Raw genomic sequence first — 13,421 nt, forward strand, 5'->3', positions numbered from 1 at the left:
AATGAATCAGGAAATTAGAGAACGAACAAAGTGGTTTATGGATGCACGATTTGGAATGTTTATACATTGGGGATTATATTCGATTCCAGCCTGTGGTGAGTGGGTTATGTCAGAAAAAGAGATGACTGTAGAAGAGTATAGAACGTATTTTGAACAGTTTGATCCAGTAGATTATGATCCGAAAAAATGGGTTCGATTAGCCAAAGAAGCAGGAATGAAATATGTAGTATTAACTGCAAAACACCATGATGGTTTTTGCTTGTTTGATTCCAAACTTACAGATTATAAATCAACAAATACAAAAGCCGGACGTGATCTGGTAAGAGAATTTGTAGATGCATGTAGAGAAGAAGATTTAAAGGTAGGACTTTATTTTTCCATTATTGACTGGAAACATCCAGATTTCCCGAAATATGGCGATCGTCAGCACCCGATGAGAAATAATGAAGCATACAAGGAGGAAAAAATCGATTTTGACAGATATTTGGATTACATGCACGGACAGGTAAAAGAACTTGTTACAAATTATGGAAAATTAGATTTATTATGGTTTGATTTTTCTTATGATGATATGACAGGTGAAAAATGGAAAGCAACAGAATTGATCAAAATGGTACGTCATTATCAGCCGGATGTAATCATTGATAATCGTTTGGAAGGTGCTGGAGATAACCATGGAAGTATTGCAACAGATAATCCATTGATTTACAGTGGTGATTTTGCAAGTCCGGAACAGATCATTCCGCCAAAAGGTGTATGTGATATCAATGGAGAGCCAATTCCATGGGAACTTTGCGCAACAATGAATAATCACTGGGGATATTGCAACTTCGACCATCAGTATAAAACACCTGAGATGCTGGTGAGAAAACTTGTAGAGTGTGTTAGCAAGGGTGGTAACATGATTTTGAATGTAGGACCTGATGCGAAAGGAAACATTCCAAAGGAAAGTGTTGAAATACTCAAAGAAGTTGGAAACTGGATGGATAAGAATAAAGAAAGTATTTATGGATGTGGAATATCAGATCTTGAGAAACCTGATTGGGGAAGATATACAGAGAAAGACGGAGTGATTTATGCACATGTTTACGAGACACCTTTAGGAGCACTTCCGCTCTATGGAATCAGTCCTGAAAAACTGGATAGAATTACATATTTAGCTGATGGAAGTGAAGTGAAAAGAGGAGAAGCATGGAATACAGCTCTTTATACAGATGTTGCATTTGTATCATTTGGAGATGATCCGGTATTTACTTATCCATTGCCAGATGAAAAAGACACTGTATTAAAAATTCAACTCAAGAATTGAGAATGAGGAAGGAAGAAAAACGATGAAGCAGGTAACCAGTATTTTGATTGGGGCAGGATTGAGGGGTGGCTATGTATATTCTCAGTATGCATTGGATCACCCAGATGAATTTAAAGTGGTAGCTGTGGCAGAACCAGACCAAGAACGTAGAGAACTTTTTGCAGCAAAACATAATATTCCAAAAGAGCTACAGTATGAATCATATGAAGAATTATTACAACAAGACAAAATTGCAGATTGTGCTATGATTTGTACACAGGATAAAATGCATTATGAACCGGTTACTATGGCATTGCAAAAAGGATATCATGTTTTATGTGAAAAACCGATGTCTCCAAATAAAGACGAAATTGTAAAAATGGGAGCAATGGCAAAGAAATATAATCGAATATTATCAGTATGTCATGTTTTGCGCTACTCACCTTTTTTCTCAAAAATAAAAGAAATTTTAGACGAGGAAAGAATTGGAAGAATGATGTCAATTCAGCATATTGAGGAAGTAGGATATTGGCATCATGCACATAGCTTTGTGAGAGGAAATTGGAGAAATAAAGAAGAATCAAGTCCAATGATATTGCAGAAATGCTGTCATGATATGGATATTATGTTATGGTTAGCTGATAGTAAGTGTAAAAAAATTAGTTCTTTTGGAGAACTTACATATTTTACAGAAGAAAATGCACCTGTAAATGCACCGAGATATTGCATGGACGGATGTGAACATAGAGATAAATGTCCGTTTTATGCACCACGTTTTTACTTAGAACATCCGAAAGCTGTGGAAGACGGACTTGTATATGCAGTAACTGATCAGGCAGATTCAGAACATGTCCTAGAGGAGTTAAAGAAAGGACCTTATGGAAGATGTGTGTTCCATTCTGATAATACAGTTGTGGATCATCAGACAGTAGATATCGAATTTGAAAACCAAGTTACAGCTTCATTTTTGATGACAGCGTTTACAAATCAGTGCGCAAGAAGAATTCGAATTATGGGAACTAAAGGCGAATTAAAAGGTGATATGGAGGCAGGAACAATAGAAATCATAGATTTTGTAAGTGGAACAAATGATTTGATTCAACTTCATACACCTTCAAAGGGACATAGCGGAAGTGATATGAATATGATGCGTGAGTTTGTTCGTATGGTTGGAGAAGGAAAAACAGGAAAAACAGATGCGTCAGTTTCTGTGGCAAGTCATTTGATGGCTCTTGCAGCTGAAGAAGCCAGAATTAGAAAAACTGTGATTGATTTTGAAGAATACAGTGCCTACGAGACAAAATAGAAAATGAAAAACATAAAATGATGAAGGGATTTATCCTCAGCATTTATGGGAAGGGAGTAAGTGATGAATAGAGTATCAGAAGAACAGTTGAAAGAAGCAATTAATGGATTTCAGTTTGAAGGTAATCTTATCAGTATTAAGCCCTATGGAAGTGGCCATATCAATGATACATATTTGTTGATGTATGAGATTGGAAAAATGGGATCAATAAGAGTGATTTTGCAAAGAGTGAATCAAGAGATTTTTACTAACCCAGTTGAATTAATGCGGAATATTGAAGGAGTCACAACATACTTAAAGAAAATAATAAAGAAAAATGGAGGAGATCCAGAGAGAGAAACATTAAATTTGATTCCGGCAAAAGATGAAAAATATTATTTTGTGGATTCCAAGGGAGAGTACTGGAGATCTTATAAGTATATTACAGATGCAACAAGCTATGATCTTGTGGAAAATCCGAAAGATTTTTATGAAAGCGCAGTAGCATTTGGACATTTTCAAAAATTATTGTCAAATTATCCGGCAGAAACACTGAATGAAACAATTAAGGGATTTCATGATACAGAATCTAGATTGAATGCATTTAAGGAGGCTGTTGAAAAAGATAGCTTTGGACGTGCAGCAAAAGTACAAAAGGAGATTCAGTTTGTCCTTGAGCGTGAAGAAATAGCAAGTGTTTTTGGAAAACTATTGGCAAAAGGCGAGATCCCATTACGAGTAACACATAATGATACAAAGTTAAATAATATTATGATAGATTACGCTACAGGAAAAGGACTCTGTGTAATAGATTTAGATACGATTATGCCAGGACTGGCGATGAATGATTTTGGCGATTCTATTCGCTTTGGTGCGAGTACAGCAGCAGAGGATGAAAAAGATTTAGAGAAGGTTACTTGTAGTATGGAGTTATTTGAACTTTATACTAAAGGTTTTCTTGAAGAATGTAGAGAACAATTGACAACAAAAGAAATAGAACTTTTGCCAATGGGAGCTAAGGTGATGACTTTTGAATGCGGAATACGATTCCTGACGGATTATCTTGAAGGAGATCATTATTTTAAGATTCATAGAGAAGACCATAATCTGGATAGATGTCGAACACAATTTAAGCTTGTTGCAGACATGGAAAAGAAATGGGATTTAATGCAGAAGATTGTTGAAAAATACCAATAACAAGGGAAAATATATATGAGAAATATTGTATTTCATAAAGAGACAAAGACATTTCATTTATATAATGATAAAATAAGCTACATTATGTGTGTGTTAGAAAACAGACATATGGGCCAGATTTATTTTGGAAAGAAAATTCATGATAAAAAGGATTTTTCTTATCTGGTAGAGAAAATAGAACGTCCGATGACTTCCTATGTATATGAAGGGAACAAAAGTTTCTCATTGGAGCATATTCGACAGGAATATCCGGTATATGGGACAACGGACTATCGTCATCCTGCGATTGAAATATTACAGAAAAATGGAAGCAGAATCTCAGAATTTAAATATGATGGATATCAGATTTTACCAGGAAAGCCAAAACTTCAGGGACTTCCGTCTACTTATACAGAAACTGAAGAAGAAGCGATGACGCTTAAGATCTTTTTGAAAGATTCTCTTACGGGGATTGTAGTGGAATTGCTGTATACGATCTTTTCTGAATACAGTGCGATTGCCAGAAGTGTCTGTATAAAAAACACAGGGACAATGCCGGTACATTTGCTTACAGCAATGAGTTTAAATCTGGATCTTCCGGATAAAGATTATGTTTGGATGCAACTGTCTGGTGCATGGGCTAGAGAACGGTACGTGAAGATGAGGACTTTGGAACAGGGCATTACGGCAATTGATAGCATGCGTGGAAATTCTTCGCATGAACAGAATCCGTTCATGGTTCTTAAAAGAAAAAATACAGATGAATCTAAGGGAGAAGCAATAGGATTCAGTTTCATTTATAGCGGTAATTTTAGGATTCAGGCAGAAGTAGATACACATGATGTGACGCGAGTTACAGTAGGAATTAATCCAAATGGATTTGACTGGAAATTAGAATCAGGAGAAAGTTTTCAGACGCCAGAGGCAGTGATGCTTTACTCGGATAATGGACTTAATGAGATGAGTCAGAATTTTCATAAATTATATGCAAAGCGTCTTGCACGAGGGTATTGGCGTGATCGCGTCAGACCAATATTGAACAATAATTGGGAAGCAACGTATTTTGATTTCACAGAAGAACGTTTGGTGAAAATTGCAGAGAAAGCAAAGGAATGCGGCATCGAATTATTTGTTCTTGATGATGGATGGTTTGGTGAACGTAGAAATGATAGTGCCGGATTGGGAGACTGGATAGTAAACAAGGAATTGCTTCCGAATGGGATTGAAGGTCTGGCAGATCGCATAGAAAATCTTGGTATGCAATTTGGTTTATGGATTGAACCAGAAATGGTAAATAAGGATTCAGACCTATATCGTCAACATCCAGATTGGATCTTACAAACACCGGGAAGAACGAGTTCACATGGACGTAATCAATATGTATTAGATTTCTCAAGAAAAGAGATTGTTGATTACATCTATACAATGATTTCAAAGATTCTTTCGAATGCAAAGATCTCATACATAAAATGGGATATGAACAGAAGCATTACAGAGTGTTATAGCATTGCTTATCCAGCAGAACGACAGGGAGAAATATTCCATCGTTATATACTTGGAGTGTATGATTTGTATGAAAGATTGACATCGGAATTTCCGAAAATCTTATTTGAGTCTTGTGCAAGCGGAGGAGGACGATTTGATCCGGGAATGCTTTATTATGCACCACAAGGATGGACAAGCGATGATTCTGATGCTATTGAAAGATTGAAAATCCAATATGGAACATCGATGTGTTATCCAATCAGCAGCATGGGAAGTCATGTGTCTGTAATACCAAATCATCAGGTATTTCGAAATACACCGTTACATACAAGAGCAAATGTGGCCTATTTTGGAACATTTGGTTACGAGTTGGATTTGAATAAATTATCTGATACTGAAATTGAAGAGGTAAAGGCACAAATTTTATTTATGAAAAAGTATCGTCAGTTGATACAATTTGGAACATTTTACAGATTGAAAAGTCCATTTGAGGGAAACGAAACCATTTGGATGGTAGTTAATGAAGAGAAAACGACAGCACTTGTAGGATATTATCGAGTGTTGAATGGAGTAAATCAACCATATAGCAGAATTAAGCTTCAGGGTCTTGATTCTAATAAGCTCTATGATAATATATTAGCAAAGACAGAGCATTATGGGGATGAATTGATGAACTTTGGTCTTATTACAACAGATGTTACAGCAGGTCAAGTTCCAGGTGATGCGATACCTTGTACAGATTTTGAATCAAGGATTTATATTTTAAGAGAAAAAAACATATAGAACCAGACAGGGACGGAGATTTCCGGCTTTTTTCATAGAAAAAAAGCCGGAAATCTCCGTCCCTGTCTGGTTATGCAAAATAAAAAACCCATGCATACACATGGGTTTCTGCCTAGTGCGGAAGAAGAGACTTGAACTCTCACAGGATAAACTCCCACTAGAACCTGAATCTAGCGCGTCTGCCATTCCGCCACTTCCGCTCGACATGTGATAGTATATCAATAATTGGATAGTTTGTAAACCCTAAAACTCTAAAAAAATAAAAAAAGTTAATTTGTTCAAATAATATAAAAAATCAGAAAATTTAGAAAAAAAGTAGGAATGTAAAAATTATTGTTATTTTTTTGACCTTTTCAATAAAATGAGGTACAATAACACTTGTAGCAAAAATGAAATCGAGTCAGAATACTTGAATATTTATTAGGAGGGAACAAGTAATGGCAAGAAAAACATTAAAAGAGCAAAAAGCAGCTAAAGCGTTAAAGACAGCAGAACAGACAGCGTTAAAGAATGAGACAGCAGCAGAGGCAACAGCAGAGGCAGCAACATCTTCTATAAAAGAAACAAAGACAACAGAGACAGTAAAAGAAGAAGTTAAAAAAGTTGAGACTAAAAAAGTAGAACCTAAGAAGGTAGAAGCAAAACCAGCTCCAAAGGCAATCTCAACTCAGAAAGATACAACAAAAGGAATTGAGACAAAAGCAGCAGTTCTTGTAGATGCACCGGCAAAAGAAGAGAAAGCACCTGCAAAGAAAACAGCAGCAAAGAAAGCACCTGCAAAGAAGACAACAGCAAAGAAAGCTGAAGTAAAAACAGAGATGTTCCTTCAGTTCGCTGGAAAAGAATATACAGAAAAAGAAATCTTCCAGAAAGTAAAAGACGTTTGGACAAAAGTTCTTAAGAATAAAGTTGGCGATTTGAAAGACGTTAAGATTTACTTAAAACCAGAAGATTCAGCAGCTTACTATGTAATCAACGGAGATACAACAGGTAGAGTTGAACTGTAAGATTAAATAAGAAAAGTGTAAGAACATACATAAAAGGAGAAGTGATATTGACAGGATATCATTTCTCCTTTTTAAGTTGCCATGCATACGACAAAAGGAGTAAGATAGAGTTATTAGAAAAGTAATGGAGGCTTAAAAGATGAATCGATTAGAGAAACAGCTTCAATTTATTTTGGAAATTGATAAAGTGAAAAAGATTATACGTCAGACACCGCTTTCAGATGCATCACGCAAGGAGAATGATGCAGAGCATTCCTGGCATATCGCATTGATGGCATACCTGCTTCAGGAATACGCAGAGGAACCGGTTGAGGTATCAAAAGTAATGTTGATGGTACTGATCCATGATCTGGTGGAGATTGATGCCGGTGATACCTATGCATATGATGAGGAAGGTGCAAAAACAAAGGATGAGCGAGAAAGAAAGGCAGCTGACCATATTTTTGGAATGTTACCAGAAGATCAAGGAATGTATTTAAAAGCCTTGTGGGAAGAATTTGAAGCGTACGAGACAGCAGAGGCGAAGTATGCACATTTGCTTGATAATTTCCAGCCATTATTGTTAAATGATGCCGCTGGTGGAATTAGTTGGACAGAGCATCAAGTGAAGAAATCACAAATTTATAAAAGAAATGAAAAAGTAGAAGAAACATCTGCGACTATCTGGAAGTGTATGCAAGATAAAATAGATAAGCACATTCAGGCAGGTCATGTTTTGGATGAGTAATGTAAGTTGGGCACTTTATAGACGTGCAGGAGATTAATACAAGGGGTGATATGTGATGTATGAGAAAGAAATAGAACAGTTACAGAAGATGATAGATGAAAGTCAGAATATTGTCTTTTTTGGAGGCGCAGGAGTATCGACGGAGAGTGGAATCCCGGATTTTAGAAGTGCGGATGGTATTTATCATCAGTCTTATAAATATTCACCGGAACAGGTAGTGAGTCATTCTTTTTTTATACAGCATACAGAAGCTTTTTACGAATTCTATAAAGAAAAAATGATGATGCTGGATGCGAAGCCGAATGCGGCGCATAGAAAGCTTGCAGAGCTGGAAATGGCAGGGAAGCTGAAAGCAGTTGTAACACAGAATATCGACGGGCTACATCAGGCAGCAGGAAGCAAAACAGTATATGAATTACATGGAAGTATTATGAGAAATTATTGCATGGATTGTCATGAATTTTATGATGCGGAATATGTGAAAAGTTCTGATGGAATACCAAGATGTAAAAAATGTGGAGGGATTATTAAACCAGATGTTGTCCTTTATGAAGAAGGATTGGATTCTGCAACGATCCAGGGTGCTGTAAATGCAATTGGTCAGGCAGATATGTTAATCATCGGAGGCACTTCATTGGTCGTATATCCGGCGGCCGGATTTATTGATTACTTCAATGGAAAATATTTGGCAGTGATCAATAAATCGGAGACCGGAAGGGCTGTGCGGTCGAATTTGACGATTTCAGCCCCGATTGGAGAAGTGATGGAGAAAATTTTTGTTTGAGCTATTTGCATGTGATATTAAAAGCAGTTAAATTTGCAACGTTCTCAATCATGAAAAATAAATTATTTTGTTGTATTACGGCGAATTAATACAGGGGCAATTTGTTTATGAACAGGTTCACCTAATGGTTTGGGAACACGCTTTTTCTGCTCTTCCATCTGTTGGACAAGAAGATCCATGGCAGTCTTTACAATCACATCAATCTGCTGGCCGATGGTTGTGATCGGAAGGATTGCCTCGCTGGCAATCGGAGAGTTGTCAAATCCAACAATCTCATAAGTAGAAGGAAATGTTCCATATTTTTGGAAAATTAAATTAAGAAACATATTAGCATAGGTATCATTCGCAAGAAAGATACCTTTTTTTTGATTGGGGTATTTTGCTTCTATTTTATTGAAAATCTCTCGGATTACGTTTAAAATCTCATGATAAGAATCACCTTCTACACTAAGATCTATATCATATGGAACATGATATTCTTCGCAAGTAGCCTGAAAGGCCCGGATTCGGTCATAAGCCGGGGCGGATTTATTCACATTGACATTTATATGAATTAATATGTCACATTTATCCCGAATCAACAGGGAAGTAGCTTGAAGTGCACCCATATAGTTATCAGTATTGACACTGCTGATATATTTTGCTTCGCGTTCAATCGCGATGACAGGAATCTGATAGGAAGCAAGTTTCTCAGATGGAAGAGTGTGACTTAAAACAATCAGTCCTTCAATCTGATAAGACAGAAGTTCTTCAATGTACTGTTGTTCTTCTTCAGCACCATGTTCACTGGCGAAAACAAGAAATTTATAGTGATAATCACTGTAGCTGGAAAGGAATTGTGTCAGCATCTCAGAATAATAGTGCAGGTAAAGGTTTGGAACAATGATTCCGATAAATTCGCTTTTTCCATTTGCCAGAACCTTTGCCAGCTTATTCTTTTTATATCCAAGTGTATCAAGAGCCTGTGAAATCTTTTCCTGGTTTTCAACCGTCAGTGAATCCGGGTGATTGAAATATCTTGATATTGTAGTTTTTGAAAAATTGGTGTATTCCGCAATATCTGCAAAAGTTACCTGTTTTTTACTCATAAAATTGAATCTCCTCCAATATGATGGCTGATGGTTAATAATATCTTTCAGTATAGCAATTTTCATGGAAAAATGCAATGCTAAAATAACCGGTTGCGTAACCGGTTATTTTAGCGCACAAAAGTGTTGACAGAAAGAGAAGAATATAGTAATATCAAACTACAAAGTAACCGGTTACGTAACCGGTTTTTCATAAAGTTAAAGGAATGGAGGAAGAAGTGCATGAAAAGAATGCAAAATCAAGCAAAGTCCGTAAGCAAACGAACGTGGAGAGAAAAGATGATTTATATGAAGAAAAACTGGCAGTTATATCTTTTCTTCCTAATGCCAGGGCTTTTACTGACAATTATTTTTAAGTATCTCCCAATGGGTGGTCTCCTGATAGCGTTCGAAGACTACAATGTAATAAAAGGAGTTCTAGGTAGTCCATGGGTAGGACTTGAGTATTTTAGGCGATTTTTATCTTCACCAGATTTTATGAATTATCTGATGAATACATTAAAATTGAGTATCTATGGACTGTTGTGGGGGTTCCCGGTTCCGATTATTCTTGCATTGCTTCTGAATCGCATCCGTAAGACAGGGATTAAAAAGAAAGTTCAGCTTTTGATCTATATGCCGAATTTTATTTCAGTCATCGTACTTTGCGGTATGGTTCGTATGCTTTTATCACCTGTAGGACCGTTGAACAAAGCGCTCGGAATTAGCACAAACTGGATGACAATGCCTTCTGCATTCCGAACAATTTATATTGCAAGCGGAATCTGGCAAGCAGCAGGATGGTCATCTATCATGTATACAGCAGCATTGGCAAATGCAAGCAAGGAGCTGGAAGAAGCAGCGATCATGGATGGAGCTAATCTTCTGCAGCAGATCTGGTATGTAGAGTTGCCGGCAATTAAAAATATTATTGTAATTCAGTTTATTTTACAGGCCGGAAATATTATGAGTATAGGTTTTGAAAAAGCATATGCTTTACAGACAGACATGAACTTGCCAGCATCAGAAATCCTGTCTACATATGTATATCGTATCGGACTTCTGAACGGAGATTATGGATATTCGACAGCGGTAGGTCTCTTCAATTCGGTTGTAAATGTTATCTTGTTGATCTTTGTAAACTGGGTTGTTAAGAAACTGAATGACGGAGAAGGATTATAGAAAAGAGGGAGAAGAGATGGAGAAAAAAAAGAAGAAAAAATATTCAAGGACAGACCAAGTAATCCTTGGAATCGGATTTACCATTCTTGGTTTATTCGTCCTTTCTATAGCAATACCGATTATCTATGTAGTACTTGCATCCTTTATGGATCCGACTGTTTTGAATAACCAGGGATTGAGTTTTAATATTAAGGACTGGACATTAGATGCATATCGAAGAGTATTAGAGAATGAAATGATCTGGCGTGGCTTTTTAAATTCCTTCCTGTATTCACTTGCATTTACAGTTATTTCTGTTTTTGTGACATTATTGGCAGCGTATCCGTTGTCCAAAAAAGAATTTGTAGGAAGAAAGATTTTTAATATTATTTTCTTAATTACTATGTTTTTTGGCGGTGGAATGATTCCTACATTCATTTTGATCAATCAACTGCATATGGTTAATACAGTGTGGGCAATCCTGATTCCAGGAGCATTTAATGTATGGAATATGATTCTTGCAAGAACTTATTATCAGTCAATTCCAAAAGAATTAAGAGAAGCATCTGCGATTGATGGAGCGAATGAAATCCAACATTTCTTTAAAATTATGATTCCGGTATGTAAGCCAATCATTGCAGTACTGGCGCTTTGGTCTTTCGTTGGAATGTGGAACAGTTATTTCGACGCAATGATTTATTTGAATGATGCGAATTTGCAGCCATTACAGTTAGTGCTCCGTTCTATCTTAGTACAGAATACACCACAGCCGGGCATGATTGCCGATATTCAGAGCACAGCGGAAATGGCAAAAATAGCAGAACAGCTCAAATATGCAACCATTGTAGTATCAAGTTTACCACTGTTAGTAATGTACCCATTCTTCCAGAAGTACTTTGACAAAGGAATTATGGTTGGATCGGTAAAAGGCTAATAAGAAAGGAATGATACAGATATGAAGAAAAGAAAAGTAAATGCATTACTTGCAATTGTACTATCTCTGACGATGCTGGTGGGAGTTACAGGTTGTGGAAAAGAGCAGCAGCTTGAAGCTGAAATCAACCCGGACACACCTGCAACGGAAGTGCAGTTTCCATTGAAGGAAACTGCAGAACTTTCATTTATTACAAGTGCACCGGCTACATCAACACAGGAGCCAAATGAACGAGTAATCTTTCAGAGAATGGAAGAGCAGACGAATGTTCATATTGATTGGACTTGTTTTGTATCGGATCAGTTTTCTGATAAGAAAAATCTGGCACTTGCTCAATTTGGAAATCTACCGGACGGATTATTCAATGCAGGTATGAGTGATTATGATCTATTGCGTTATGCAAAGCAGGGTATCATTATCCCATTAGAAAATCTGATAGATAAATATATGCCGAATTTACAGGCAGTATTTGATAAATATCCAGAATATAGGACAATGTGTACAGCACCAGATGGACATATTTATTCATTCCCTTGGATTGAACAGCTTGGAGCCGGGAAAGAAGCCATTCAGGCAATCGGAGATATTCCATATATTAACAAAAAATGGCTGGATTATCTAGGACTTGAGATTCCGACAACAACAGATGAATTGGAACAGGTATTGATTCAATTCCGTGATCATGCAGATGAGCTTGAAAAAGAATTTTCAATTGAAGGTAATGTGATTCCAATGTCATTTATTATCAATAATGGGGACCAAGATCCGGCAATTTTAATCAATGGGTTTGGAAAAGGTTATGGAGATACGGGAGATCATTTCGCTGTAACGGATGAAGGAAAAGTTATTTACACAACTGTTCAGGAAGGTTATAAAGAAGGAATTGAATGGTTACATAAACTTGTGACAGAGGATTTAGTTGACCCAGAAGCATTTACACAAGAGTGGTCTACCTATGTAGCAAAAGGTAAGAACCATCGATACGGTCTCTGTTTTACATGGGACATTGCAAATATTGATAACAATGAAGATTATGTGATGCTACCGGCGCTGACGGGGCCGAATGGCATGAGAAATATCACGAGACAGAACAACAGTGAAACAAGTGGATTTGACCGTGGAAGATGTGTTCTTACATCAAGTTGTCGGAATACAGCACTTGCTGCTGCATGGATTGACCAGATGTATGCACCACTTCAATCACCACAGAATAACTGGGGAACTTATGGAGAAAAGGACTCCTTTAACATTTTTGAAATGTCTACAAACAAAGATGGTGGAAAAATGCTAAAGCATATGGATCTTGGAAAACAGTCTCCGGTAGAAGTGCGTGAGGCACAATCGGTAAATGGCCCTCTTGCAGTTTTAAATGAATATTATGATGTATATGTAACACAGCCAGAAGATGCAAAATGGCGTTTGGATAATATGCATGAAACTTATTTACAGGATATGAACAGTAAATATGTTTATCCAAATGTGTTTATGAGCATTGATGATACGAATAAAGTATCTCAGTACGATACAGATATAAAAAAATATGCAGAACAGAAGAAAGCAGACTGGATTCTGAATGGAGGAATTGAAAAAGAGTGGGATTCCTATCTGAAGAAAATGGAACAGTATGGACTTTCTGATTATCTTTCAATTAAACAGAAATACTTTGATCAGTATCAGGAGTCAGTGAGTGAAGAAAAATAACGATACGAACAACAGGAGAATTT

The 13,421-nt window shown here is 36.7% G+C and carries 11 protein-coding genes and 1 tRNA gene; 10 read left to right on the forward strand and 2 right to left on the reverse strand.

Annotated elements, in window-relative coordinates:
• Position 1 precedes the first annotated feature (1 nt).
• The 4 genes from H8S40_RS02805 to H8S40_RS02820 all read left to right on the forward strand — a co-directional run bounded on the left by H8S40_RS02805 (position 2) and on the right by H8S40_RS02820 (position 6,017).
• Positions 2–1,309 (forward strand): alpha-L-fucosidase, encoded by a 1,308-nt coding sequence (locus tag H8S40_RS02805; protein WP_186864505.1) that lies wholly within the window; start codon positions 2–4, stop codon positions 1,307–1,309.
• Positions 1,310–1,331: 22 nt separating this feature from the next.
• Entirely contained in the window at positions 1,332–2,594 is a 1,263-nt protein-coding gene (locus H8S40_RS02810; protein WP_121056914.1) for a Gfo/Idh/MocA family protein, read from the forward strand.
• A 63-nt stretch (positions 2,595–2,657) separates the two neighbouring features.
• Complete coding sequence (locus H8S40_RS02815; RefSeq protein ID WP_118688827.1) at positions 2,658–3,770, forward strand: phosphotransferase enzyme family protein; 1,113 nt, start codon at positions 2,658–2,660, stop codon at positions 3,768–3,770.
• A gap of 15 nt (positions 3,771–3,785) precedes the next feature.
• A complete protein-coding gene (locus H8S40_RS02820) occupies positions 3,786–6,017 on the forward strand; it encodes an alpha-galactosidase (RefSeq protein ID WP_186864506.1) in 2,232 nt (743 codons plus the stop codon).
• 116 nt (positions 6,018–6,133) lie between these two features.
• Here the strand turns inward: H8S40_RS02820 and H8S40_RS02825 are convergent.
• Positions 6,134–6,217: transfer RNA gene (locus H8S40_RS02825), tRNA-Leu, on the reverse strand.
• A gap of 237 nt (positions 6,218–6,454) precedes the next feature.
• Here H8S40_RS02825 and H8S40_RS02830 point away from each other — a divergent pair.
• From H8S40_RS02830 to H8S40_RS02840, 3 genes are all read left to right on the forward strand, one after another.
• A complete protein-coding gene (locus tag H8S40_RS02830; protein ID WP_207723245.1) occupies positions 6,455–7,024 on the forward strand; it encodes a DUF6465 family protein in 570 nt (189 codons plus the stop codon).
• Between the two features lie 139 nt (positions 7,025–7,163).
• Complete coding sequence (locus H8S40_RS02835; protein WP_186864507.1) at positions 7,164–7,751, forward strand: HD domain-containing protein; 588 nt, start codon at positions 7,164–7,166, stop codon at positions 7,749–7,751.
• Positions 7,752–7,806: 55 nt separating this feature from the next.
• The gene (locus H8S40_RS02840) at positions 7,807–8,535 is read left to right on the forward strand and encodes an NAD-dependent protein deacylase (RefSeq protein ID WP_117990894.1); all 729 of its coding nucleotides are present in this window, start codon (positions 7,807–7,809) and stop codon (positions 8,533–8,535) included.
• 62 nt (positions 8,536–8,597) lie between these two features.
• Here H8S40_RS02840 and H8S40_RS02845 read toward each other — a convergent pair whose 3' ends face one another.
• Positions 8,598–9,623, reverse strand: coding sequence for a LacI family DNA-binding transcriptional regulator (locus H8S40_RS02845; RefSeq protein ID WP_118724978.1), 1,026 nt, complete (start codon positions 9,621–9,623; stop codon positions 8,598–8,600).
• A gap of 222 nt (positions 9,624–9,845) precedes the next feature.
• Here H8S40_RS02845 and H8S40_RS02850 point away from each other — a divergent pair, with 222 nt between their 5' ends.
• Genes H8S40_RS02850 through H8S40_RS02860 form a run of 3 tightly spaced genes read left to right on the forward strand, consistent with a single transcriptional unit; the run spans position 9,846 to position 13,398 of the window.
• Positions 9,846–10,784 (forward strand): ABC transporter permease, encoded by a 939-nt coding sequence (locus H8S40_RS02850; RefSeq protein WP_117990900.1) that lies wholly within the window; start codon positions 9,846–9,848, stop codon positions 10,782–10,784.
• Positions 10,765–11,697: a carbohydrate ABC transporter permease gene (locus H8S40_RS02855; RefSeq protein WP_118688832.1), complete on the forward strand. Its 933-nt coding sequence runs from the start codon at positions 10,765–10,767 to the stop codon at positions 11,695–11,697. Before H8S40_RS02850 ends, H8S40_RS02855 begins: the two co-directional genes overlap by 20 nt.
• 21 nt (positions 11,698–11,718) lie before the next feature.
• Entirely contained in the window at positions 11,719–13,398 is a 1,680-nt protein-coding gene (locus H8S40_RS02860; protein WP_118724977.1) for a type 2 periplasmic-binding domain-containing protein, read from the forward strand.
• Positions 13,399–13,421 lie beyond the last annotated feature (23 nt).

Source organism: Ruminococcus hominis (genome assembly GCF_014287355.1).
Lineage (GTDB): Bacteria > Bacillota > Clostridia > Lachnospirales > Lachnospiraceae > Schaedlerella > Schaedlerella hominis.